This window comes from Labrenzia sp. CP4, from assembly GCF_001579905.1.
GTDB lineage: Bacteria > Pseudomonadota > Alphaproteobacteria > Rhizobiales > Stappiaceae > Roseibium > Roseibium algicola.
The window spans coordinates 4552991-4577352 of sequence record NZ_CP011927.1 but is presented as its reverse complement, the minus strand read 5'-3'; the positions used below and the strand labels follow the sequence as shown (position 1 = coordinate 4577352).

Sequence of the window (24362 nt, the reverse complement as noted above, 5' to 3'; positions counted from 1 at the left end):
GGAAAAGAAAAATGAATATCGGTGAAGCCTCCGAACAGAGCGGACTGCCGGTCAAGACGATCCGCTACTACGAGGATATCGGCCTCGTCCGCCCTCTGCGCAGCGAGAACGGATATCGCGATTTTATCGACGCGGATCTCCAGCGGCTGAAGTTCCTTCAAAGGTCGCGCAGCCTTGGGTTTTCCATCGACGAGTGCCGTGAACTTCTGTCTCTCTACGAAGACCGCAACCGGGCAAGTGCCGACGTCAAGGCGATCACCCGGGCGAAGATCAAGGAAGTGGATCGCAAGATCGAGGAACTGCGCTCACTCAAGAAGGTTCTGTCAGAGCTGGTGACCGCCTGCCATGGTGACGATCGGCCCAACTGTCCGATCATCGACGATCTGTCCGGCCAGCATGACCACGATCAGCTGGATGAAGATAGCAGGCAGGCTTGATGAGCAGGATCTTTCTGACAGTTTCAGCGATCTTGTCCGTTATTGTGCTGGGCATTCTGTTCTGGGGGCTCGTGTCCGGAAAGAAACAACCGCCTGCCGCCAGTGGAGCCGCGCTGGTGTCGGTGCAAGTCCCGGCCCTGGAAGGAGACGCCCTGGCTGGCGAAACTCTTTTTCGCGAAAACTGCGCGAGTTGTCATGGCGACAACGCTGCCGGGCGCGATGGCATCGCGCCTCCGCTGGTACACAAGATTTACGAGCCTGGCCATCACGCCGACGGGGCATTTCTGCTTGCAGTTTCCCGTGGCGTGCGTGCGCACCACTGGCCATTTGGCGATATGCCGCCCGTGGATGGTGTCAGCCAGGAGGATGTACAAAAGATCGTTGCCTATGTACGCGCGCTTCAACGGGCAAACGGGATCAACTGAACTCGAGGGGCGGGGCGCGAGCTTTGAGCCGGAGGGGTGTTTGTTGGCCTCGGCTGTCGCGCCATCTTTCCGAACCGGTCATGGAAGAGGGATGGCCGGCGGCCGAGTGCCTGGTGCGTTGTTTGCGACTTGGGATTGGAATTGCAATGAGCTGCCACCAGGCAATTCGTATCAAGAAATAGCATTCTCTTCACGTATCGGCATGGTTCTGCGGTCAACCGACTTGCCTCATCCCGCCGCATGTTTTACCTGACGGAAAACTTATTCGAAAAAGCGGCCTGTCGTTTGCCTGTTGCGGGCAGTCGGCAGGCAATAACATTTGCGGTCGTTCAACCTGTGTTCATGTGTCTTGGCATAAATGCAGGTGCGGTCATTGAAGATAAGAAACAGGTGGCCTGCTGGATCAGTATGGCAGGAGCATCGACAGAAATTGTGCTCGGGACAGGCCAGAGGAGACGAAACGTCATGACCATCCGCTATCACAAGGGCGATTTGCCCGATCTGAAAGCCTATGAAACGGCAAGTGCGGTGGCGGTCGATTCCGAGACCCTGGGCCTCAACCCGCATCGTGACCGGCTCTGTGTTGTGCAGCTTTCACCGGGCGATGGCAGCGCCGATGTGGTCCAGATCGCACGCGGCCAGAGCGAGGCGCCGAACCTCGCTGCGCTGATGACCGATACGGCCAAACCGAAAATATTCCACTTCGCCCGGTTTGATGTTGCGGTGCTTCAGCACTATCTGAACATCCAGGTCTCGCCGATCTGGTGTACGAAAATCGCCTCCAAACTGGTTCGGACCTATACGGATCGCCACGGACTGAAGGATATCACGCGCGAACTTCTCGGGGTTGAATTGTCCAAGCAGCAGCAGAGCTCGGATTGGGCTGCAGAAACATTGAGCGACGCCCAACTGGCCTACGCGGCTTCGGACGTGCTTCATCTGCACGCCTTGAAGGAACGGCTGGAAATGATGCTGGAGCGTGAAGAACGTAGTCATATTGCCCGGGCCTGTTTCGATTTCCTGCCGACGCGGGCAGAACTCGATCTGAAGGGCTGGGAAGAAAACGATATTTTCGCCCACTCGTAATGGCTTAGGTGCCAGGAGATCGGGCACACGATTTCGGAGAATGGATTGAGCGCTGTTGGCGATCATATGCACGGACATGCGGCCAGGCGACCATTGACCCGCGCCCAACGAGCCGCGCGCCGACACAGCCTGATGGTGCGCATCATGCGCTGGCTGTTTCCTGGCGTCGGGCTGTTGATTCTGGCAGTCATGGTCGGGCTTGTGGTCTTGTTCAACGTGCTCAGCGGGCTTGGTGCCACCAACATGATGCTGACCAGCGAGGGGCTGGTGATGGATCATCCCGAACTGTCGGGTCATGATGGTGACCGCTCCTACCGGGTAACCGCCTACAGGGCGATCCAGCGCCTCAGTGACCCGCGCGTCATCGATCTTGAGACCATTCGGGCCGACATCACGCTCAGCAAGGACCAGAGCGCGCAGATTGTGGCGCTGAAAGGTACCTACAACAACGCGACGGAGAGCTTGCGGCTCTACGAAGGCATTCAGCTTGAATGGAGTGAAGGCTACACGGTCGACCTGTCCGAAGTGGAAATCGACCTCAGCAACGGGGCTCTGAAGACCTCGCAGGTCGTGTCCATTCGTTCCGATCAGGGCCGTGTCGTGGCGGGCAAACTCGACTATGATAAAGCCAAGGGAATCGTCAGGTTTTCCGACGGTATCAAGATGACCCTCAATCCTGCTTCGCAAGGACAGTAAGAGATGACTTTTCTGAAACGCATGACGATTGCCGCCGCCGCAGCCCTTCTTGCCGGTTCGGCCCATGCCCAGACCTTCTCCGATGCCTTCGCCGGCTTCGGGTCGAACGATGGTGAGCCAATCGAGATCGAGGCGAGTGAACTGAGGGTCGAAGACAACAACAACACCGCAACCTTCGTTGGCGATGTGCTGGTCACGCAGGGCGAAACCAGCCTCAAGACGCAGCGGCTCAAGGTGTTCTACGTCGGCTCAGGGGCTGAGAAGACAGAAGAAAGCGCCGTCCAGCAGAAGATTTCGAAGCTGGAAGCGGCGGGAGGCGTGTTCATCACCTCCAAGGACCAGACCGCGAAGGGCGACGAAGCCAGCTTCGACATGAACAAGGAAGTCATGGTGATGACCGGCAAGGAAGTCGTGCTCAGCCAGGGACCGAATGTTGTCGTCGGGAACAGGCTGACCGTCAATCTGAAGACCGGCCAGGCCAATCTGAGCGCCGGCAACGGGAAGGTGTCCGGCCAGGGCAGCGGCCGCGTCAAGGTGCGCATTCAGCCTAACAGTGTGAACAACGACCAAAACGGCAACTGATATTGACGGCTGGTTCGACTCGACAGTGTCGGCCTCAGACCTTATGTGAAGCCGCGGCAATGATCGGATGGACGGCGCGCCAGTGAAGAGAACGTCTTCGGAGTATAACGGATTGCAGGGAAGCATGCCGGAAACGGGCCACGATGGCGAAGAACTGTCGCAGGCGCTGGTCGTCGATGGCATCGGCAAGACCTATGGCCGCCGCCAGGTGGTGAAATATGTCAGCCTGTCCGTGAAGCCTGGCGAAGCCGTCGGCCTTTTGGGGCCGAACGGTGCCGGCAAGACCACGACCTTCTACATGATCACCGGGCTGATCCGGCCGGATCAGGGCAAGATCTCGCTGGAAGGCTTCGACATCACCCGCATGCCCATGTACCGGCGCGCCCGGCTAGGCATCGGCTACCTGCCCCAGGAAGCGTCCATCTTCCGTGGCCTGACGGTGGAAGAGAATATCCGCGCCGTTCTGGAAGTGATCGAGCCGAACCGGCAGAAACGCCGGGAGGAGCTCGACGAGCTGCTGGCTGAATTCGGCCTCACCCACTTGCGGAAATCGCCGAGTATCGCCCTTTCCGGTGGTGAACGCCGCCGCGTTGAAATTGCCCGCGCACTTGCAAGCCGTCCGTCCTTCATGCTGCTCGACGAACCTTTCGCAGGTATCGACCCTATCGCGGTAGGGGATATTCAGCAGCTCGTGCGTCACCTGACCCAGCGTGGCATTGGCGTTCTGATAACGGACCACAATGTTCGCGAGACGCTCGGCCTCATCGACCGCGCCTACATCATCGCTTCGGGCGAGGTTCTGACGGAAGGGCTCCCCCAGGAAATTGTCACCAATCCGGATGTGCGCCGGCTTTATCTGGGTGAACAGTTTACGCTTTGATGACACGCCGCCAGCTACGTTATACACTCAGTCTGCAATCAAGAAGCAAAAAGCAGACCAACTTGAAATAACGCTTGCCTGGGAACTCAATGGCCATTTCAACCAAGCTGGAGATGCGACAAAGTCAGTCGCTGATCATGACGCCGCAACTGATGCAGGCGATCAAGCTGTTGCAAATGTCCAATCTCGATCTCGTTGCCTATGTCGAAGCCGAGTTGGAACGAAATCCGCTTCTGGAAAAGAACGACATCGCCGAAGGCGGAGGCGAGGGGGATGGCGGCAGGGACGCCGCTGCAGACGCATTTGGCGATGGCGCGGACAATCAGACCCGTCAGGGCGACGAGCCCGATACCGGCGACTGGATGCAGAACGATCTGGAAACCGGGTCGGAGGCCATTGCCTCACGCATGGATACCGACCTGGGCAACGTCTTTCCCGACGAGCCCGGCGTGCCTGCATCGCCGGACCCGGCTCTTCTGAAGGCCGGTGACAGTTACAAGAACGCCGGCAGCAGTGGTGCTTCTGAAGATTACAATCTGGAGGCCTTCGTTGCCGACGAAGCCTCCCTGGTCACGTCTCTTGAAGAACAGATGCATCTGGCGATCGGCGATGAAGCCGACAAGCTGATCGCGACCCACCTGATCAACTCGCTTGATGAAAACGGCTATCTCTATCTGGATTTCGATGAGACGGCGGAGCAGCTCGGGGTCGAAACCGAACGGCTGGAAAGCGTTCTGGCCATCTTGCAAACCTTTGAGCCCGCAGGCGTGTTTGCGCGTAACCTGGCCGAATGCCTGAAGCTGCAGCTCATCGACAAGAACCGCTACGATCCGGCCATGGAAGCGCTGATCGACAATATTGAACTGCTGGCCAGACGCGATCTGCCGGGGCTTCGCAAGGTTTGCGGTGTCGATGATGAGGATCTGGTCGAGATGATTGCGGAAATCCGCGCACTCGATCCCAAGCCCGGCAGTCTCTTCGGATCGGCGCTGGTGCAGCCGGTGGTGCCGGATGTCTTCGTGCGCCCGGCCAACGACGGCACCTGGGCGATCGAGTTGAATTCGGACACCCTGCCGAAAGTGCTCGTCAATCAGACCTATTATGCCAAGGTCATCAAGACGGCCCGAAACGAGACGGAGAAGGAATATCTCACCGACTCGTTGCAGACGGCCAACTGGCTGGCCAAAAGCCTTGATCAGCGCGCCCGTACGATCCTCAAGGTATCGACAGAGATTGTCCGGCAGCAGGACGGGTTTCTCACCTACGGCATCGCCCATTTGCGTCCGCTCAACCTGAAGACCGTCGCGGAAGCGATCGGCATGCACGAATCGACAGTCAGCCGGGTGACGTCGAACAAATTCATGGCGACCCCGCGCGGCATCTACGAGCTCAAGTACTTCTTCTCTTCCGCCATCTCCGCAACGGTGGGCGGCGATGCCCATTCGGCGGAGTCGGTCCGGCACCGGATCAAGCAGATGATCGATGCCGAAGATCCGAAGTCGATCCTGTCGGACGATACGATTGTCAAAATTCTGAAGGACGACGGTGTCGATATTGCCCGCAGGACGGTCGCCAAATACCGCGAAGCCATGAAGATCGGTTCGTCCGTTCAGCGCCGGCGTGAAAAAAACGTGCGACTTTAAGTCCTGATGTGATCTGCCGTTAGGGCTCAATGGTGCAATATTTAAAATGTTTCAGAGATTTCCACTGAAACAATACAAGGCAATTACACGGCTCTTTTTCAACTTTGTTTCTTTAATTCATAATCAATTGACTCTTTGAGCGAGCGCAATTATAGCACCGCCCTCGTGACGTAAACAGGGGATGGCGCTTCGGCGCTGACTGGTCCATTCTGTAAGCTTGAAACGTCTCGCGTTTCAACACCGGCGGCAACGCCGGTGACCTATCGGTCAATAGAAAAAGAAGAGGTCCCCATGGCTTTGCGGATTTCGGGTAAGAATGTCGATGTAGGCGATGCACTGCGCGTCCACGTCACAGACCGAATCGAAGACGCTCTGGAAAAATATTTCACAGGCGGCTTCACAGGCCACGTTACGCTCAGCAGGGAGGGCACAGGCTTCAAGTCTGAATGCAGCCTGCATTTGGACACCGGTATTGTACTTCAAGTGTCCGCGCAGGATCAGGACCCGCGCGCCAGTTTCGATATGGCTGCGGAAAAGATCGAAAAGCGGCTTCGCCGCTACAAGCGCAAGCTGAAGGACCATCATGGCCCCAACGGCCACGACCGGGAGGCTCTGGAAGCAGCATCTTATGTGCTGGCTTCGCCCGAGGAAGACGAGGAAGTGCCGGTGGATTTCAATCCGCTGGTGATTGCCGAAACTTCCGCGAAAGTTAAAACGATGACCGTCGGTATGGCGGTAATGGAGCTGGATCTGACCGAAGCGCCGGTCGTGTTGTTCAAAAACGCGGCAAATGGCGGTGTCAATGTTGTCTATCGCAGGCCAGACGGCAATATTGGCTGGATAGATCCAGCATTGGTAGCCAATCAGGCTGCCGAATAAGGATGCGGATGGGGTCGGCTTCCTCAGGGAAGCCGGCTTCTGAAACTTGTAGGCGGACTAATGGATCTTGGTGATCTTCTGGGTAAAGACGCGGTAATTGCCGGGCTCAAGGCCAAAAGCAAAAAACAGGCAATTCAGGAACTCGCCGGTAAGGCGTCTGAACTGACCGGTCTTTCCGAACGGGAAATCTTCGACACGCTTCTTCAGCGCGAACGTTTGGGCTCTACAGGTGTCGGTCACGGCATTGCGATCCCACATGGCAAGCTGACACGGCTCGACCGTCTGGTAGGACTGTTCGCGAAGCTGGAAAAACCAGTCGATTTCGATGCTCTCGATGATGAGCCGGTTGACCTGGTGTTTCTGCTTCTGGCGCCGGAAGGCGCTGGTGCCGACCATTTGAAGGCTCTGGCCCGTATCGCGCGCCAGCTCCGCGACGGCGCTGTCACCCAGGGCATTCGCGCGTCCCATGATGCGCAAGAGATCTACGATCTTCTAACCCAGCCGTTGGCATCTTCCAACGCGGCTTAATCCGTTTCAAAGTCTCTGATGCAAAAAGACCGGCTGCGAGGCCGGTCTTTTGGTTCGTATGCGGCGCGTTCAGCCAGCAAGGAGGCTTAGGACGGGTCACCTGGTGTCACCCAGCCCTCAATGGACTTGGCAGGTCCCAGTGCGCGAGCCTGATCCGTGTCAGGCCTTCGCCGGATTGGCATCGCCCTGAACGAGCCCTTGCTGCTGGACGGCGACCGCACCTTTGGTAAGCGCCGGCAGGTGAAGGTCTGCGAGCTCTGCAGGTGGATTGGTCTCTTCGGGAATACGCCACAGGGTTGAACGGATCGCGATCTGGCCAAGTGTTCTGGTCGAGGTTGTCACCGCGATGACAGCTGCCAGAAGCGGCCCGATGGCCACGGGAATGACCGGCCACACCAGATCGATGGGCTGGGTGGAAAGCCAGGCAAGACCTGCAAGTCCGAAGAGTGTCTGCGGCCAGAGCTTGCGGGCCGCCAGCAAGACCGGCAGTCGTTGGACACCACGTGCCTGCGCACCCCAGCCGATGGTTTTGCCGAACAGGAGCCCACCCATGAACAGTGAGTGCGCCACGGCCATGATCGGTGCCAGCATTGCCGAATAGACGATTTCCGCAAGAACGCTCACGACGACACGTATCGGCCCGCCGAAGGCCTTGCGAAGGTCCGGACGGGCAAGCACGTCAGCGACGGTTGCAAGTTTCGGCGCGAACACCATCGTCAGGACGGTGAAGAAGAGCAGGGCACCAGTGTCAGGGCGATATGGCATGTAGTCGGTGACCATGCCGAGGATGGCCGCCGATGTCATGAAGCCCAGCCACGCAGGAGAGCCGAGGAACATCAGGATAGCAAGCACCAGCTGCATCCGGCTAACGGGTTTGAGGCCAGGAAGCCCGATCAGCCGGCGGTATTGCAGGTTGCCCTGGCACCAGCGCAGGTCACGGCGGATAAACTCCAGCAGATGAGGCGGATTGGCTTCATAGCTGCCCGTTTCGAGCGGCAGTACGCGCACTTCGTAGCCTGCGCGGCGCATCAGGACGGCTTCCACCTGATCATGGGAAAGAATGGTTCCCGAGAGCGGGCCTTTCCCGGGCAGTTCCGGCAGACGGCAGCTTTCCTTGAACGGTTTGATCCGCAAGATGGCGTTGTGTCCCCAGTAGGGGCCGCAGTCACCCTGCCACCAGGCACTGCCGATGGTGTAGGAACGCATGCCAAGCCGCATGCCGAACTGGAAGACGCGGGCAAAGGCGCTGTCTGTCGGAAGGCCAACCACGAGACTTTGCAGAATGCCGAGCTGGGGATTGGCTTCCATGCGCCGCACCAGTCCGACAATGGCGTCGGCCGACATGTAGCTGTCGGCATCCAGCACAAGTGCAAACTCGTGCCGCTCCCCCCAGCGTTCGCAGAAGTCTTCGATGTTGCCGGCCTTGAAACCGCGATTGTCCGTGCGCCGCCGATAGACCACCTCCATCTGGCCTTCGAAGCGATCTTTCAGCCGGGACGTCATCTGCTGCTCCTGAAGGGCAACGTCGTCCATGTTGGTGTCGCTGAGCACATAAAGGGTGAACCGGTCTGCTTCGCCTGCGCGTATCAAGTGAGACACGATGGCGTTCAGATTGGTTTCCAGGCTTTCTGTATCTTCGTTGCGGACACAGGACAGCAGCGCTGTCGAGCTTCGCAGCGGCTGAGTAGGGTCGCCGTGCTCGATCGGGCAGACGGCATCAGCAGGGTTTCTGGAAAGCCGCATGATGAGGAGGCCGATCACCGCATTCCAGAAACCTATGATGGTCCAGGGCAGGGTGATCATGAAGCAGACAAGAATGAAAATGTCGAGCGCCGTATATCCACCAGGAGAAAGCGTCAGCGTCATCAAGGTGGCAAGGCCGGCAAAACTGAGCCCGATAAGGGCCGCGAACGTCAAACGCCGTGCGGTCATAGGAGCAATTGATCCATTGAATTTTGGCATGTCAAAGACCCGAAACATTTTTTTGACTTCCAATCGGAGCGATCATCGCAATAGTGCGCATGTCAAAATGTCCTAACGTTGACAAAGGCAAGGGTTGATGACCGCAGAGGATAAAGGATGACCGCAGACGTACCGGTGACGCGCGACACAGGTAAACCGCAGGCGCTGTGGTACACCGAGCCCGGTCGATGCGGACTGGAGACTGTTTCCTTGAATGAGATGCAAACCGGCGAAGTGCTGGTCGAAACGCTCTTTAGCGGGATAAGCCGGGGAACGGAAGGCCTTGTCTTTCGCGGCGACGTTCCGTCGAGTGAATGGCAGCGCATGCGGGCGCCGCATCAAGAGGGAGATTTCCCGTTTCCGGTTAAATACGGATACGCAAACGTCGGCAGGGTCATAGCAGGAGACCCGGATCTCAACGGCTGTCTTGTGTTTTCTCTCTTCCCTCATCAAAGCGTCTTTACGCTCCCCTCCATGTCGTGCGTGCCGGTTCCCCAGGGCGTTTCCGCCGAAAGGGCCGTCTTGGCGGCCAACATGGAAACGGCACTTAATGCGTTATGGGACGGAAAACCATCACCGGGGGATCACATCTGCGTGGTCGGCGGTGGTGTCGTCGGTCTCTTGACGGCATACGTTGCCGGACGGTTACCCGGATCAAAAGTAACTGTCGTGGATACAAACCCTGACCGAGCGGAAGTTGCCATCGGGCTGGGTCTGGAATTTGCACTGCCGGAAGATGCGCCGGCTAACCAGGATCTGGTGTTTCACACAAGTGCCACGTCGGCGGGACTGGCGACGGCGCTTGCCTGTGCCGGCGACGGCACGTCCATCGTCGAGCTGAGCTGGTACGGCGCGCATGCGGTCACGGCTCCGCTGGGAGCAGACTTTCACTGCCGCCGCCTGAAGCTTGTTTCCAGTCAGGTTGGAACGATCCCGATCGACCGGCAGGCCCGCTGGACTTACCGCCGCAGGCTGGAAACGGCTCTTGGCCTCCTGGCCGATCCTGCCCTCGACCGTCTCATCACCCACAAGGTGGCGTTTGCCGATCTGCCGGATCGTCTTCCCGATTTGTTGAACAAGGCGTCAGATGTGCTTGCCGCCCTCGTCGTATATGACGGAACCAACCAAGCCGTCGTTTGAAAAGCTCTCAATTTTCCTCATGATTTCAGGATGATAAGATGTTTGCAGTTGAAGTACGCGATCACGTCATGATTGCCCACTCCTTCAAGGGAGAACTGTTCGGTCCGGCCCAGGCATTGCACGGTGCCACGTTTGTCATCGATGCCGCGTTTCTGGCCGACAGCCTTGACGCCAATGGCGTGGTGATCGACATCGGCCGGGCGCATGATGCGTTGAAGGAAGTCCTGCAGCCTCTGAATTACAAGAACCTCGACGAGGTGCCGGAATTTGCGGGCATCAACACCACGACCGAGTTTCTGACAAAGCACATCCATGACCATCTGGCCAAGGCTGCCAGAGCGGACAAGCTCGGACGTCCGGGATCTGAACTGAAGGCGATCCGCGTGACGATCTCAGAATCCCACGTCGCGCGCGCCTGGTACGAAGCCGGGATCTGACCGCTCATGCCCGCACTTGTCTTCGCCTATCCGGGATATTTCAACACACCGACCGGTGGCTACGGCTACGATCGCAGGATCGTCGCCGGTCTGCGCACGCTAGGCTGGGAGGTTGATCTGGTTTCGCTTGGGGACGGCTTTCCGTTTCCCACCGAAGAAACGCTTCGGCTAGCCGAAGCCCGGCTGTCGTCGGTGCCGGAAGGGTCGCTTGTTGTCGTCGACGGTCTCGCACTTGGTGTAATGGCGGAAGCCATGGAAAGACTGCAGGATCGGATCACTCTTATTGCGCTTGTGCACCACCCGCTCTGTGTCGAAAACGGGTTGTCAAAGGAACAGGCTGAAGCTCTTTTCCAGAGCGAAAACAATGTGCTGGCTTTTGCCCGTCGTATCATCGTGACCAGTCCCGCAACAGGCACCCAGGTTGAGGAGCTTTTCGGCATATCTCCGGACCGCATCACCGCCGTTCTGCCCGGCACGGAAAAGCCTGAGCCGTATGAGCGCCCACAGAACGACGTCACGAGGCTGTTGTCGGTCGGCACCTTGCTGCCACGCAAGGGCTACGATCTCTTGCTGACCGCCCTTGCAAGCCTCAAGAATTTGCGCTGGCATCTGGATATCGTCGGTGGGCTTGAGGCGGATCCTGAATGTTACCAGGCGCTGTTAGCCCAGGCGCGTGAGTTGGAACTTCTCGACAGGATTACCTTTCACGGCGCGGTTCCGGCGCAAGACCTTGGCGACTTTTATCGCTCGGCAGAGATATTCGTGCTCGCAAGCCGTTATGAGGGCTACGGCATGGCTTATACCGAAGCGCTTGCCCACGGTTTGGCGGTAATCGGTAGCGGTGGCGGCGCGGTGAAGGAAACACTTCCGGAGAAAGCTGCCATCTACTGCGGTGTCGAGGATGTCGATGCTTTGCGTGACGCGCTCGAAACACTCATCTCTGACCGCGAGAAACGTGCGGGATTGAGCACTGAAGCCAGAAAGGCCGCTGAACTCTTGCCGGACTGGACGGATGCGGCACGGAAGTTTGCAGACCTGTTGCAGGATAATGGCCGATGAGTGGTTTTTCACCAGCATGGCTTGCCTTGCGCGAACCGGTCGATCTGGCGGCTCGCAATGAGGACGTTGAAACCGCATTTTTCGCGGCTCTCGGCGGTCAGCCGATGCGCATAATGGATCTCGCAAGTGGAGCAGGCTCGACTGTCTCGGCTCTTGCTCGGCATCGAAGCACTTCGACCGAATGGCTTTTGACCGACTACGATCCGGCTCTGTTGGAAGTTGCCGGGCAGCGCTGGCAGGACAGGGTAACAACGCGGCAGATCGACCTTGCGAGCGATCTGGAGGAGCTGCCGTTTGCCGAGGTTGACGCGGTGACTACATCCGCTTTTCTGGACTTGGTCGCAGAGCCGTTTCTTGTCCGGCTGGTCGATCAGGTCGTGAAGGCGCGAAAACCGTTTCTGGCAAGCCTGACCTACGATGGCCGCGCGGTGTTCACCCCGCAACTTCCCTTTGATGCCGCGTTGTTGGCCGCACACAACACGCATCAGCTGTCTGACAAGGGGTTTGGTCCAGCCCTCGGTCCGGCCGCTGCCATGCGTGCCATCGAACTGTTTCGGGATCGAGGCTACAAGGTGGTGCAGGGCCGGTCTGACTGGCAGGCAGACAGTTCGTCAGCGGATTTCCTGAAAGAGCTTCTCGGAGGCTGGTGCAACGTCGGCAGGGAAGTCGCGCTGGACGAGACGGAACTGGCGCAATGGTGGTCGCAGCGGCAGGAACACATCACTTCCGGTCAACTCACTCTCAGCGTCGGTCACGTCGATTTCACTGCCTTGCCGTAAGACACGGGGTTCCGGCTTCCTCCCGGGACTTGTTGAAACCGGGTGGTCTGCCTAAACTGTGTGCAGGCAGGAGAGGAGAGGTGCGATATGGGCGCAAGTGATGAACGCTATAGCCCGATTGCCCGGCTGATCCATTGGCTGACCGCCATTCTGGTGCTGACAATGGTGCCTGCCGGCCTTGTCATGATCCGGATCGACAGCGGCCCCTTGCAGAACCAGCTGTTCGACTACCATCGCTCGGTCGGCATCGGGTTGATGATATTGACCCTGGTACGTCTCGGTTATCGGCTGACCCACAAACCCGCCCCCTTGCCGGAAAGCATGCCGCTCTGGCAGCAATTTGCCGCCAAGGCTACCCATGCCTTTCTGTACGGTTTTCTGCTGGTCAATCCCTTCATCGGGTGGGTGGCTACCTCCGCCTACGGTGCGGCAATCTCGGTCTTCGGCCTGTTCACCATGCCGGCGATTGTCGCCAAGGACCGTGCGTTGGCAGACCAGCTTTTTCAGTTTCATCTTGTACTCGGGCTGCTCTTCACTGCCGCCGTGGTGCTGCATATTGCCGCCGCGCTTTATCACGGTCTTGTGCGCAAGGACGGTGTTCTCGGTAGAATGATTTAAGTTTTTGGAACAAATACTCTGCGGTAATGTTGGGTGACTTGAAGGATTGTTTATGATTGAGGAAGTGTTAACTGAACAAAATTTAATAGTTCCTGTTTTGTAATTTTTTACCATGCCCTTTAATTACAGTTTATCGTTTTTTTCGCCTAAATGACGTCTCGGAACTCAAGGACCGGTTCAAGTGTAACCGTTAGAAAATGGTAAGGACTAAAATGAAACAGACCATTCGGACCCTGCTGGCAAAACACGGCAATCTGCCGGTTTCTATCGACGACGTCGCGGACGGTGCTGACCTCTACGATGCCGGTCTGTCTTCGTTTGCATCCGTCCAGGTGATGCTGGCGCTCGAGGAAGAGTTCGATATCGAATTTCCGGAGCATTTGCTGAACCGTAAGTCTTTCTCCTCCATTGATGCGATCGACGCAGCCTTGACTGAAATCCTGAAAGAGCAGGCTGCGTAATCCATGACCGCCGCAGCCAAGATCACTGCCATGGGGTTGGCAGATCGCGCCAAGCGGGCCGCCAAGGTCGCTTCCGAGTTTGCCGACAAGGTTGATGTGGAAGGCCGCTTTCCTGTTGAAGGCATGAACGCCCTGAAAGCGGAACGCCTGATGGGTGTCATGATCCGTCCGGAATTCGGCGGGGAAGGCGCAACACTGACCGAGATTGCTGATGTTTGCGCAATTCTTGGACAAGCCTGCGCGGCCACCGCGATGACTTACGCCATGCACCAGATCCAGATTGCCAGCCTGGCGGATTACGCCGTAGGCAGTGCCTGGCACGAAGGTTTCCAGAAGCGGATCTGCGATGAGCAGCTTCTGATCGCCTCTGCAACCAGTGAGGCGGGTATCGGCGGCAACTTGCGCAATTCGATCTGTGCGGTCGAGGTCGAGGGCGACACCGTGCGCCTGACCAAGGATGCGACCGTGATTTCCTACGGCGCCAATGCGGACGCCATCATGGTGACCTCCCGCCGGCATGTCGACGCGGCTCATTCCGATCAGGTTGCGACCATTTTCCTGAAGGATCAGTACACGCTTGAGCAGACCAGCAAATGGGATACGCTCGGCATGCGGGGAACCTGTTCCGACGGCTATATTTTCAAGGCGGAAGCTCCGGCCGACCAGATCCTGCCGCGCCCGTTTGCGGAGATTGCCGCCCAATCCATGCTGGCCGTTTCCCATCTTCTTTGGGGCGCGCTCTGGTACGGCATCGCTGCTGATGCGGTTGCCCGTGGGCAGGCATTCGTGAAGAACGCTGCGCGCAAGGCTCCCGGCCAGGTTCCTCCGGGAGCACTGCGTCTGGCGGAGGCGTCAAGCCTGCTGCAGCTGGTCAAGGCCAACGTCGTTGCCGGCCTGAAACAGTTCGAAGGTTGCAAGGGCGACAGCGATGCGCTCAATGCCATGAGCTTCTCCGTTGCCATGAACAACGTGAAGATCGGCACGTCACAGACGATCCTGACAATCATCAACCACTGCATGCTGATCTGCGGGATCGCAGGCTACAAGAACGGTACGCCGTTCAGCCTCGGACGCCACCTGCGTGACGCCCATTCGGCGCAGCTGATGATTTCCAACGACCGTATTCTGGGCAACACGTCCACGATGCTCCTGGTCAACAAACAAGACACCAGTCTTTTGGGGTAATGATGGACGCGCAAGTCTCTTTTCTGGATCAGCTCTTTGCCAAAGGCGTCCTGCATGACAGCGGCGTCGACGGCCTCTATGCCCGCAGCGGCGAATTTGAAGACGTTATTGCCCGTTTCGAAAAATTTGCCCTCACATACGGTCAGGACGAGATCTCCGAAGCAATGGTGTTCCCGCCGGGAATGACCATGCAGGATTTCGAAACCAGCGGTTACATGAAGAACTTCCCGCAGTTGGCAGGAACAGTGCATGCCTTTTGCGGCAACGATCATGACCACATGGGGCTGTTGCAATGCATGGCGGCTGGCGACGACTGGTCCAAGGATCAGAAACCGACCCAGGTGGCTCTGACGCCCGCTGCCTGCTATCCGCTTTATCCGATCCTCTCGCGCCGTGGTGCATTGCCGGCAGAGGGAGCCTACGTAGCGCTGCAGTCCTATTGCTTCCGCCACGAACCTTCCAAGGATCCGGCTCGGATGCAGATGTTCCGCCAGCGTGAATACGTGCGTGTCGGTTCTCCCGAACAGACCATGGATTTCCGCGAGACCTGGAAACAGCGCGGCTCGGACATGATGGAGCGGCTGCAGCTCCCGCATAACGTTGATGTCGCCAACGATCCGTTTTTCGGCCGAGCCGGCAAGATCATGGCGTCCGGCCAGCGTGAACAGGAATTGAAGTTCGAAATGCTTGTGCCGATCACGTCGGAAGAAAAGCCGACGGCCTGTATGAGCTTCAATTACCACATGGACAACTTCGGCAAGGCCTGGAACATCCGTCAGGCTGATGGAACGCCTGCCCACACCGCCTGTGTCGGCTTCGGTCTGGAACGACTGGCGCTGGCGCTCTTCCGCCATCATGGTTTCGACACGTCCAAATGGCCTGAAGGCGTCCGTGCCACGCTTTGGGGATGAGGGGACGCAACATGACGCAAGCCGTGTTTGACCGCTTCAATGCGGCGACCTACGTGCGTAGCCCGCTCCATTCCCAGGACCGGGACTGGCCCGAAACCAATTGCTATCTTGATGTCTGGATCGAGGTATTGCCGTCGCTTGGTCTGCCGGCGGAGGCTTGTCTGTCCTATTCGGTCACCCAGGATTTTGAAGGGGACCAGTTCACCTTCTTCAAGGTGCCGCTGGAGGATCTGGAAGCGCTTTATGGTCTCAAGGTCACCGAACTTGCGATCTACGACCGGGTGGAAGCCCACGTCCGGCAACAGATCGAACGGGGCCGCTTGTCACTGGTCGAAGTCGACAGCTATTTCCTGCCGGACACACACGGTGTCGGTTATCACGAGGCCCACGGCAAGACCACGATCGCAGTCAACTGGATGGATTTTGAAGCCAGGACCATGGAATATTTCCATGGTCTGGGCCTGCACCGGCTGGAAGGTGACGATTTCGACGGAGTGTTCCAGCGCGGCGCACATGAAAAGCCGACGCCGTTCCTGCCATACACGGAATTCGTGAAGGTTCCGGACACACTGCCAACACCGGCTCACATCCTGAACGTTTCGGAAGGCCTTCTGCGCCATCACCTGAAGCGCCGCCCAAAGCAAAACCCGATTGCTGCCTTTGCACAGGTGTTCCCGGCACAGGTGGAAAAGATCTGCGAACGCGAGTTCGGCTTCTTCCACTTGTATGCCTTCAACACGCTGCGCCAGCTCGGTGCGAATTTCGAGCTGTTTTCGTCCTATCTCGAATGGCTGGTTGCGGAAGGCAGGGACGATCTGACCGAGGGTGCGCAAATGGCCAAGACCATTTCCTCCACCTGCAAGATGGTGCAGTTCAAACTGGCGCGCGCCGTCATGCGCAAGAAGTTTCAGGGGCTGGACGAAGGCTTGCTGCCGGCAGTCAACGCCTGGGACAACCTGATGCAACTTCTCGACACCCACTACGGTGATCAGGAAACACGTTTTACTCCCGTAGTCAGCGCTGCCGGGGCTTGAATGATCGACCTGGGTGAAGTGACCTGGGCACTGTCGATGACAGAGCCCGGTGCCTTTGAAACCTCGCTTTCGACGGGGCATCAGTGGGATTTCGTTCCGGCACACGTTCCGGGAACCGTCGCCGGTGCTCTGACGGATGCAGGACTTTACGACCCGGAAAATCCCGTTCCCCTTCATGGCAAGGACGTCTGGTATGAAGCCTGGTTCGACGCCCCGCCGGGCCGATATAGCTTGCACCTGGAGGGGTTGGCGACCATTGCCGAGGTTTTCCTGAACGACGTTGAGGTGCTGTCCAGCCGGAACATGTTCCGCAAATACAATGTTCCCGTGGAACTGGCCGATCGCAACGTTCTGAAAATCTGCTTTCGCGCGCTAGAGCCGCACTTGAACGCAAAGGGGCCGCGCGCCCGGTGGAAGCCTCAGTTGGCAACCAGCCAGGGGCTGAGGCTCGTGCGGACGACGCTTCTCGGTCACATGCCCGGTTGGTGCCCGGAAATCCATGCGGTTGGCCCATACCGCCCAATCAGGCTCGAACCCGAGACGACGCCGCGTATTGTTGAAAAGCATATTCTTGCGGACCTGGCTCCGGATGGCACAGCCGCGCTGTCAGTTACGGTCAGGCTCGAAAATACGGATGCCGTTCCGGTGCTGACTTGCGCGGGAGCATCGGCGAAGATGAGCCTTCAGGACGACGGTTGCTATGCGGCGACCGTCCGTCCTGAGGGCGCCAAGCCCTGGATGCCACACACACACGGCGAGCCTGCTCTTTACGACGTAACCGTTCAGGCCGCTGACAATACTCTTTCACTGGGCAAGACAGGCTTCCGCCGGATCGAGGCGGACCACGGTGCCGATGGACGCAGCTTCGGCCTGAAGATCAACGGTGTGCCGGTCTTCTGCCGGGGCGCCGTCTGGACCAATGCGGATCTCCTGAACCTCTCGTCCAGCCGCGAAACCTATCGCCCTCTGTTGGAAAAAGCCCGGGACGCAGGCATGAACATGCTGCGCATCGGCGGGACGATGCTTTACGAGAGCCGCGCCTTCCTTGAGCTATGTGACGAATTGGGCCTGCTGGTCTGGCAGGACTTTCAGTTCGCCAACTACGATTACCCCGTGAAGGATGCCGCCTTCGTCGCGGAGATCGAAGCGGAACTGCGCGATCAGCTGGATGAAAGCATGGGCAGCCCTTCACTTGCCGTTCTGTGCGGTGGAAGCGAGATCTACCAGCAGGGCGCCATGATGGGGCTTTCCGAGGATCGCTGGAAGGGGCCGCTGTGCGAGGAGATCTTGCCGGCTATTGCCACAGAGCTGCGGCCGGATGTGCCCTATGCAGCAAATTCGCCATGCGGCGGGGTCCTGCCGTTCTCCCCCAACGAAGGCATCGCCCACTATTACGGCGTCGGGGCGTATCTGCGGCCTCTGGAAGACGCAAGACGGGCCGATGTCCGCTTTGCAGGTGAGTGCCTCGCGTTTTCCAATATTCCCGTCCAGCAAAGCCTGGAAGAAGGATTGCCGGTGAAACCGGGGCATGATCCACGCTGGAAGGCACGGGTGCCGCGTGATCGTGGAGCCGGTTGGGACTTCGAGGATGTGCGCGATCACTATCTGAAGCTGCTCTACGGTGTCGATCCGGCCGCGCTGCGATACGGCGATCCGGACAGATACCTCGACCTCGGACGGGCGGTCACCGGTGAGGTCATGTCCGAGACCTTTTCCGAATGGCGACGGCCCGGGTCCAATTGCCAGGGGGCACTGGTCTGGACCCTTTCCGACCTCTTGATTGGTGCCGGGTGGGGACTTGTTGATGCAGCCGGACGGCCCAAACCCGCGTGGTATGCCCTCAAGCGCACATTCAGGCCGGTAATTGCCTGTGTCACCGACGAAGGCACGAACGGCCTTGCCATTCACGTCCTCAACGAACGGGCAGAGGAAAAGCCGGTCAGGATCAGCATTGCCTGCCTGAGGGATGGCCAGCTGCCGGTGGTTTCAGGAGACAGGGAGCTGTTGTTGGCGCCGAACAGTGCGCAGACGCTCAATGCAGTGGACCTGATCGGAGCCTTCTTCGACGTCACCTACGCCTATCGTTTCGGCCCACCCTCGCATGATGTAACCGTGGTGCGTCTGTTCGATACGCAAACCGGAGAACTCATTTCCGAGGCGCATCATTTCCCGCTCGGCCGAGGACTGCATCGCCATTTCGAAGCTCCCGAGGTGAGTGTGGAACAGGACGAGGCTGGCAGATGGTCGCTGATGATCTGCGCCAAGCGCTTCCTGCAATCGACCGTCGTTGCAATTCCCGGATTTGAGGCGGAGGATAACTGGTTCCATCTGGCTCCGGGCGAGGCGAAGTGTATTCAACTGCAACAAACGCCAGACGAAGAAAGCGATGATCAGGCAGCCCCCAAAGGGCAACTTACGGCCTTGAACTTCGCCGGGCGCGTGCCCTTCTGACGCCTTTCTGGAAGCGACGGATCAGCCTGCGGTTTCCTCTGGTTCGGGCGCAGGTGCCTTTGTCCAGAAAATGAAGAACCAGGTGCCCGCGGTCAAAGCAATCTGGACGCCAAAGCGGAAAAGCGCTGCCCCGGCCAGGCCTCCTAACGCAGCGCCAAGGCTGACGACGGGTATCAGCAGGAGGCTGGTGCTGATAAGCAGCGCCATCCGCACGCGTTGACGACCGGTGGCTCGCAAGATGTCCGCCCCTACACCGGAAAGCCCCATCAGGAGCGGATAAAACGCAAGGCACATAACGACTGTCGGTGTTTCTGCGAAATCTTCTCCCAGAACAAGGGGAATGAAACCGGCGATCAGCAACAGGAAAACTGCGACCGGCAAGGCGAGGAATACCGTCACTGGCAACAGCTTGACGCCGAAAGCAAGGCTGCTTGCCTGCCCATCTTGTGCCTGGCGAAAATGGCGGGTGTAGGTTGCATAGAGAAACGCTCTGACAGGCGCTGAGGCTGCGTCGATGATGCGGAACCCGGCTGCGTACTGCCCGCCTGCATCTGCGCTCAAAGTGTGAACGACCACCGGCTTGTCCAGATCCTTCATGCCGCCGATGGCAAAAAACTCGATGCAATAGAGAAGGCTGAGTTTCAGGTCGTCCCGGATCAGGGTGAAGGTCGGCCGGCCGAGATCACGCAGAACAAGCCAGCAAGCCGCAAGAGCAGAAAGAATTCCGGCGGCGAAATACCACCACGCCCATTCCTGGAGCGTGAGACTTCCGGGGAGAAGCGTGGCAACAAACAGGAAAGCGAGTTTCAACGAAGCAGCCAGAACATTGATGACAATCTGTTTTCTGGCCCGGTCGAAGGCCATGTAGGATTGCGCGGACAAGATCACCAATTTTGTGAGGAGCAGATCCGAAAGAGTGACAATCGCGATAGTCGATAGCGGAACGGTATCGCCGATGAGGACGTACAACAAAGCGATTGTCCCGGGCAGGACAAACGGAAAGGTAAGTCCCATCATGATCAGGGAATGCCCGAGGTATCTGTCGAAAGACTGAGGCTCAACCGCGACCCGCTGGAGGAGAAGGTATTCACTGCCCAAACCGACCAGGAAACCGGCCATGATGGAGACGCTGACGATGGTGATGAACAGACCGTAGTCTGCTGCCCCCAAGGCGCGCGAAATGAACAGGAAAAAGACGAGCTGAATGACGAGCAAGAGACCAAAATTGATCGTGTAGGAAATTGTATTGGCAACAAGCGGGCGTCGTGAGAGGCCAAGGGCCTTGTCATAAAGCGCGCGAAATTTTCTCGATGCCGAACTGGAATTCATTGACACGAAATTGCCTCGAGGCGTGGGCCGTTGATCGAAAAAAGCGGGATCCGTGGCCGCTGGCCTTGGACCGCAGGAGCGGATTTTGTGTATCTGCCCCCCGGATAAGTCACAACAGAAACTAGGTGCCAAACCTGACTGCGCCGTTAATAGGCAGGCAACGCGAACCTGCACAAACTATTTTAACTTCCCTGCGTCAAGGATCTGGCGTCCTGTTCGAAAAGGCGGAGAAAAAATGCTGGCAAAAACGCAGGTTCTCACTTTCCACGGTATTGGTGTACCAGCGGTGCCTGTTTCGCCGGAAGAGAGCCATTACTTCGTCCCGATAGAGACTTACCAGCGCACAATTGAACGCCTTCCTGCACTTGAGCAGAAACACGGAGTGAAGCTGGAAATCACCTTTGATGACGGCAACCTGTCTGATTTCGAGGTTGGGCTGCCAGCCCTAGTGGAGGCGGGCCGGCCAGGTCGTTTTTTCGTTCTGGCTGCACGTATCGGGGCAAAGGGCTATCTGACCGCGGAACAGATGCGGGAGATTGTTTCGTCGGGATCGGTCATCGGCAGCCACGGCCACGACCATGTCGACTGGCGCAAGCTGGATGCTGCCGGCTTTCAACGGGAACTTTACGACGCTCGAAAGAAAATCGAGGATGCGGTAGGGGCTGCTGTCACAGAAGCGGCGATCCCGTTCGGTGCTCTGGACGCGAACGTTTTGCATCGTCTCAAGGAAGCCGGGTACCGGCGGGTCTTCACAAGCACACCGGGACTTGCCTATCAGACGGCATGGTTCTGTCCGCGCTTTTCGCCTGCAAATGGTTTCGACCCGGATCGTGACATCCCGCCGATGTTTTCGGCCAAGAAGCGCCTGAAAAGCTCCCTCTATGCCTTCGCACGGCGCGCGAAATTCCGCATTTGAAGGCATGTCCGAGGCGTAGGCGCCAGCTGGTTCAATCCGGTTTTCTATAGAGCTCTGCAAGGGGCAGGTTGAATACAGCGCGCAGCTTGCCTGTATTGAGCGCAAGTTTTTGCCGCATCCGGAAAGAACGTCCCCTGTCGAGAAGCCGGAATGCGAGCGCTAAAACACCGGCAACTGCACATTTTGCCAGTGCTCCAAATGCGAAAAAAAACGTGCCAGAAAGGGTCTGGATGCCGGGCGAGGCGCATCTGGCCATAGGATTGGCCTGACCGTGTCGCGCGGCTGAGAATGAACTTCGTCGACAATCGGTCTTGTGGAACATGTTCGTGCGCGATCGCATCGTCCGTGGCAAAGATACGGGCCCCGCGTTCGGCTGCATGAGCAAAGAAGATGGTGTCTTCGCCACCTGTCCGGCCATAGGCTTCATCAAATCTCAGTTCCAGCGCACGAACAAAACCAACCCGCACCAGCGTGTTGCCGCCCCGGCCGGTGTAAAGTCTTTTTCCCCGGTGCCCCCAGTCCGTGTAAAGCGGGTTCGCACGCCGCATCCACTCGGGCGTATTGTCCGGATAGCGTGGTTTTACCGGGCCAATCACGACGTCTGCGTTGAAGTCTTTCTGGCAGGCGAAGAGTTTTTCCAGCCAATTGCGCTCCACCCATTCGTCGTCATCGACAAATATCAGCCAGTCGCCATCAGCTGCATCGAGCAATGCGTTGCGGGCTGAAGAGATATTACCGCTTGCCACGGCAAGGCAGGTCACGTCCAGCGACTTGATGGGGTGACTTGCCACGAGTTTGGTCGCCGCACCGGATTTGGAATCATCGGCCACCAGCACGTTGAACTCTATCCCGACCGGTTTGGTCACCGCCGCCAGGGAACGTAACGTATCGAGCAAGGTTTCACGGCCAATGCTTGCTATGGCGACGGAAACTTTTTCCATTCAGACTGGGCTCCGAAGCAGAGTTGGAAGCAATCAACAGGATGTGAGACGATCTTTTAATGCACCAGAAGTTCCTGCAGCATTATTAAACAATGGCTTAGAAAAAAGGCGCAAGATGCCCCGGAATTTTGGAAGGACCGCCTTCCACCCGCCATGAAGCTGGAGCTCGCACGTGATATGAACCGGCAAGGTTTTGATACCTCCTCTGCCACACCTGTTGCCGGAACGTCTCCTGTGGCCTTGCCGATCTCGTTCGATGGGCTTGCTGGTTATTTTCATCCAGCTGCGGGAGGCACAGCAATCCTGCTTTTGAGCCCCTGGGGGTATGAGGAGCTGTGTTCCCGGAAAAGCTACAGGATGCTCGGCGAAAAATTCGCTGCATCCGGGTACCCATGTCTGCGGTTCGACTATCCGGCAACCGCGAATTCACACGGGGACAGCGCGGATATTCAGGACAAGTCGGCATGGCAGGCTTCCGTTCGAACAGCCCTTTCCGAACTCAAGAGATTGGCAAACCCGGATCGGGTTGTCGTGGTCGGACAGGGGATAGGTGCAAGTCTCGCAAGCAACCTGGCAGCAGACGGAGAGATTGCAGGACAAGTTCTAATGGCGCCAGTTGCCCAGGGACGAGCTTATCTGCGGGAACTCGCAGCCTGGACTGCGTTGACGCAGCCGACGTTCCTGGTCAGTGCGTCGGATGGTCCCGAGGGCGGGTTGATGGCTGGCGGTTTCGTGCTCTCGGCCGCAACGGCCGACGAAATCAAATCGCTCAATCTCTACAAGACGGAATTGCCCTCCGGATTGAAGACATTGCTTGTTCAAAGGGCCGACCATCCGGGCGATCAGAAACTTGCAGATCACTACGCCGAAAACGGTTTGGAGTTCGAGAGCCTGTCGTTTGAGGGGTACGTCGACTATGTGTCCGACCCGACCCTGTCCGTCCCCCCGGTTCAAACGCTGGATCGGATCGTAACCTGGGTGAAGGCCAATTTCCCGGCAGGGCAATTGGAGACTGCAGCTCTTGCCGAAATCTCTGCGGTGTCGGAGCCATTGCCGGATGTCGAGGAGGAGGCGCTGCGTTTCGGGCCCGACAAAATGTTCTTCGGCGTGCTCGCGAGCCCCCGTGGCAAATGTGCGGAAACGGCGGTGATCATGCTCAATTCCGGATATGACCATTCCATTGGCTGGGCACGCATGTCGGTCGGCTTTGCCAGGTCTCTTGCGGAAAGCGGCTGCGCGGTCCTGCGCACGGATCTGGCTGGTATCGGTGAGAGCTGTTATTGGCCGGATCAGCCGTCCCAGGTTCTTTATTCTGACAGGCAACTGGAGGATGTCAGAGCCGCCGTCGGGTTCGTCAAGGAACGGACCGGGGTGAAAAACGTTATCCTGTTCGGCCGTTGCAGCGGTGCCTATCTCGCCCTTCTGGCGGCTGCAGACGATGACCGCGTCACTGCGGCCTTTCTGGTGAACTCACGCAAACTGGTCTGGGATCCGGACGAAAACGTGGACAAGGCTATCCGTGAGCCGATACAGACGCTGTCCAGTTATGGACGCAAGGCGGTCGATACAGCGACCCTGAAACGGGTTCTGTCAGGGGAAATCAATCTGGTTTCCGCTTTGAAAAAGGTAACCCGACCCGTGAAGTTGAAGGTCGACCGAACCCTGGCTCCTGTTCTTGGCAATCTGTCACGCCATTACCGGCTCTTCAAGGTCCTGACCGGTCGCCTTCAGAAACTCGAGCAACGTGATGTCCCGGTGTCCCTCGTCTATAGCGACAACGACCGGGGGCTTCTTGAGTTACACAACTGGTTCGGCGTCGACCGGCATGGATTGAAAGCCTATCCGAACATCGAGATGCACGGCCTGCAGGATGCGGATCATAACCTGACACCTATCGCCGCCCGTCAACAGATGTTCGCCTTGTTGACTGACTTCGTTGCGAAAGTCTCCGCTTCAAGATCTCGCAAGTGATGCGTCAGCTGA

At 58.0% G+C, this 24362-nt stretch carries 24 protein-coding genes; 21 read left to right on the top strand and 3 right to left on the bottom strand.

Translation table 11 applies throughout. The features are described from left to right. Positions 1 to 11: 11 nt before the first annotated feature. The 9 genes from cueR (at position 12) to ptsN (ending at position 7156) form a co-directional block, all read left to right on the top strand. Positions 12 to 437 carry a Cu(I)-responsive transcriptional regulator gene (cueR, locus tag ACP90_RS20990; RefSeq protein WP_055658337.1) on the top strand — a complete coding sequence of 142 codons (426 nt, stop codon included), beginning with the start codon at positions 12 to 14 and terminating at the stop codon, positions 435 to 437. Then, positions 437 to 862, top strand: coding sequence for a cytochrome c (locus tag ACP90_RS20985; protein WP_062489842.1), 426 nt, complete (start codon positions 437 to 439; stop codon positions 860 to 862). Before cueR ends, ACP90_RS20985 begins: the two co-directional genes overlap by 1 nt. A gap of 465 nt (positions 863 to 1327) precedes the next feature. Continuing rightward, entirely contained in the window at positions 1328 to 1948 is a 621-nt protein-coding gene (locus ACP90_RS20980; protein ID WP_031269608.1) for a ribonuclease H-like domain-containing protein, read from the top strand. 45 nt (positions 1949 to 1993) lie between these two features. Continuing rightward, a complete protein-coding gene (gene lptC, locus ACP90_RS20975) occupies positions 1994 to 2644 on the top strand; it encodes an LPS export ABC transporter periplasmic protein LptC (RefSeq protein WP_208984459.1) in 651 nt (216 codons plus the stop codon). 3 nt (positions 2645 to 2647) lie between these two features. Next, entirely contained in the window at positions 2648 to 3226 is a 579-nt protein-coding gene (locus tag ACP90_RS20970) for an LptA/OstA family protein (protein WP_023001649.1), read from the top strand. Between the two features lie 124 nt (positions 3227 to 3350). Next, entirely contained in the window at positions 3351 to 4106 is a 756-nt protein-coding gene (gene lptB, locus ACP90_RS20965; RefSeq protein ID WP_023001648.1) for an LPS export ABC transporter ATP-binding protein, read from the top strand. A gap of 89 nt (positions 4107 to 4195) precedes the next feature. Beyond that, positions 4196 to 5749 (top strand): RNA polymerase factor sigma-54, encoded by a 1554-nt coding sequence (gene rpoN / locus ACP90_RS20960; protein WP_023001647.1) that lies wholly within the window; start codon positions 4196 to 4198, stop codon positions 5747 to 5749. A gap of 291 nt (positions 5750 to 6040) precedes the next feature. Next, a complete protein-coding gene (raiA, locus tag ACP90_RS20955; RefSeq protein ID WP_023001646.1) occupies positions 6041 to 6628 on the top strand; it encodes a ribosome-associated translation inhibitor RaiA in 588 nt (195 codons plus the stop codon). A gap of 60 nt (positions 6629 to 6688) precedes the next feature. After that, on the top strand, positions 6689 to 7156 hold the full coding sequence (gene ptsN, locus ACP90_RS20950) for a PTS IIA-like nitrogen regulatory protein PtsN (RefSeq protein WP_023001645.1): 468 nt from the start codon (positions 6689 to 6691) through the stop codon (positions 7154 to 7156). 159 nt (positions 7157 to 7315) lie between these two features. On the opposite strand, the gene mdoH is transcribed toward ptsN, so the two are convergent. Then, on the bottom strand, positions 7316 to 9088 hold the full coding sequence (mdoH, locus tag ACP90_RS20945) for a glucans biosynthesis glucosyltransferase MdoH (RefSeq protein ID WP_208993378.1): 1773 nt from the start codon (positions 9086 to 9088) through the stop codon (positions 7316 to 7318). 147 nt (positions 9089 to 9235) lie between these two features. On the opposite strand from mdoH, the gene ACP90_RS20940 reads away from it, so the two are divergent. From ACP90_RS20940 to ACP90_RS20895, 10 genes are all read left to right on the top strand, one after another. Beyond that, a complete protein-coding gene (locus tag ACP90_RS20940; protein WP_031269605.1) occupies positions 9236 to 10258 on the top strand; it encodes a zinc-binding alcohol dehydrogenase in 1023 nt (340 codons plus the stop codon). A gap of 38 nt (positions 10259 to 10296) precedes the next feature. Then, positions 10297 to 10695 (top strand): 6-carboxytetrahydropterin synthase, encoded by a 399-nt coding sequence (locus tag ACP90_RS20935; protein WP_055658347.1) that lies wholly within the window; start codon positions 10297 to 10299, stop codon positions 10693 to 10695. 6 nt (positions 10696 to 10701) lie between these two features. Further along, a complete protein-coding gene (locus tag ACP90_RS20930) occupies positions 10702 to 11754 on the top strand; it encodes a glycosyltransferase family 4 protein (protein WP_062489841.1) in 1053 nt (350 codons plus the stop codon). Then, positions 11751 to 12533: a class I SAM-dependent methyltransferase gene (locus ACP90_RS20925; protein ID WP_062489839.1), complete on the top strand. Its 783-nt coding sequence runs from the start codon at positions 11751 to 11753 to the stop codon at positions 12531 to 12533. The genes ACP90_RS20930 and ACP90_RS20925 overlap by 4 nt, the downstream gene beginning before the upstream one ends. A gap of 87 nt (positions 12534 to 12620) precedes the next feature. Continuing rightward, entirely contained in the window at positions 12621 to 13151 is a 531-nt protein-coding gene (locus ACP90_RS20920) for a cytochrome b (RefSeq protein ID WP_062489837.1), read from the top strand. Between the two features lie 212 nt (positions 13152 to 13363). Further along, complete coding sequence (locus tag ACP90_RS20915; RefSeq protein WP_006933785.1) at positions 13364 to 13612, top strand: acyl carrier protein; 249 nt, start codon at positions 13364 to 13366, stop codon at positions 13610 to 13612. Positions 13613 to 13615: 3 nt separating this feature from the next. Further along, on the top strand, positions 13616 to 14797 hold the full coding sequence (locus ACP90_RS20910) for an acyl-CoA dehydrogenase family protein (protein ID WP_023001638.1): 1182 nt from the start codon (positions 13616 to 13618) through the stop codon (positions 14795 to 14797). 2 nt (positions 14798 to 14799) lie between these two features. Continuing rightward, positions 14800 to 15708 (top strand): amino acid--[acyl-carrier-protein] ligase, encoded by a 909-nt coding sequence (locus tag ACP90_RS20905; protein WP_062491841.1) that lies wholly within the window; start codon positions 14800 to 14802, stop codon positions 15706 to 15708. A gap of 11 nt (positions 15709 to 15719) precedes the next feature. After that, positions 15720 to 16742 (top strand): DUF1839 family protein, encoded by a 1023-nt coding sequence (locus tag ACP90_RS20900; protein WP_062489835.1) that lies wholly within the window; start codon positions 15720 to 15722, stop codon positions 16740 to 16742. Beyond that, positions 16743 to 19193 (top strand): glycoside hydrolase family 2 protein, encoded by a 2451-nt coding sequence (locus ACP90_RS20895; protein ID WP_062489833.1) that lies wholly within the window; start codon positions 16743 to 16745, stop codon positions 19191 to 19193. It begins immediately after the preceding gene. Positions 19194 to 19214: 21 nt separating this feature from the next. On the opposite strand, the gene ACP90_RS20890 is transcribed toward ACP90_RS20895, so the two are convergent. After that, the gene (locus tag ACP90_RS20890) at positions 19215 to 20696 is read right to left on the bottom strand and encodes an oligosaccharide flippase family protein (protein WP_145915820.1); all 1482 of its coding nucleotides are present in this window, start codon (positions 20694 to 20696) and stop codon (positions 19215 to 19217) included. A gap of 61 nt (positions 20697 to 20757) precedes the next feature. On the opposite strand from ACP90_RS20890, the gene ACP90_RS20885 reads away from it, so the two are divergent. Further along, positions 20758 to 21438, top strand: coding sequence for a polysaccharide deacetylase family protein (locus ACP90_RS20885; protein WP_062489830.1), 681 nt, complete (start codon positions 20758 to 20760; stop codon positions 21436 to 21438). 44 nt (positions 21439 to 21482) lie between these two features. On the opposite strand, the gene ACP90_RS20880 is transcribed toward ACP90_RS20885, so the two are convergent. Then, on the bottom strand, positions 21483 to 22379 hold the full coding sequence (locus ACP90_RS20880; protein ID WP_062489828.1) for a glycosyltransferase family 2 protein: 897 nt from the start codon (positions 22377 to 22379) through the stop codon (positions 21483 to 21485). 153 nt (positions 22380 to 22532) lie between these two features. Between ACP90_RS20880 and ACP90_RS20875 the strand changes: the two genes are divergently transcribed. Then, positions 22533 to 24350: an alpha/beta fold hydrolase gene (locus ACP90_RS20875; RefSeq protein WP_062489827.1), complete on the top strand. Its 1818-nt coding sequence runs from the start codon at positions 22533 to 22535 to the stop codon at positions 24348 to 24350. Positions 24351 to 24362: the final 12 nt, after the last annotated feature.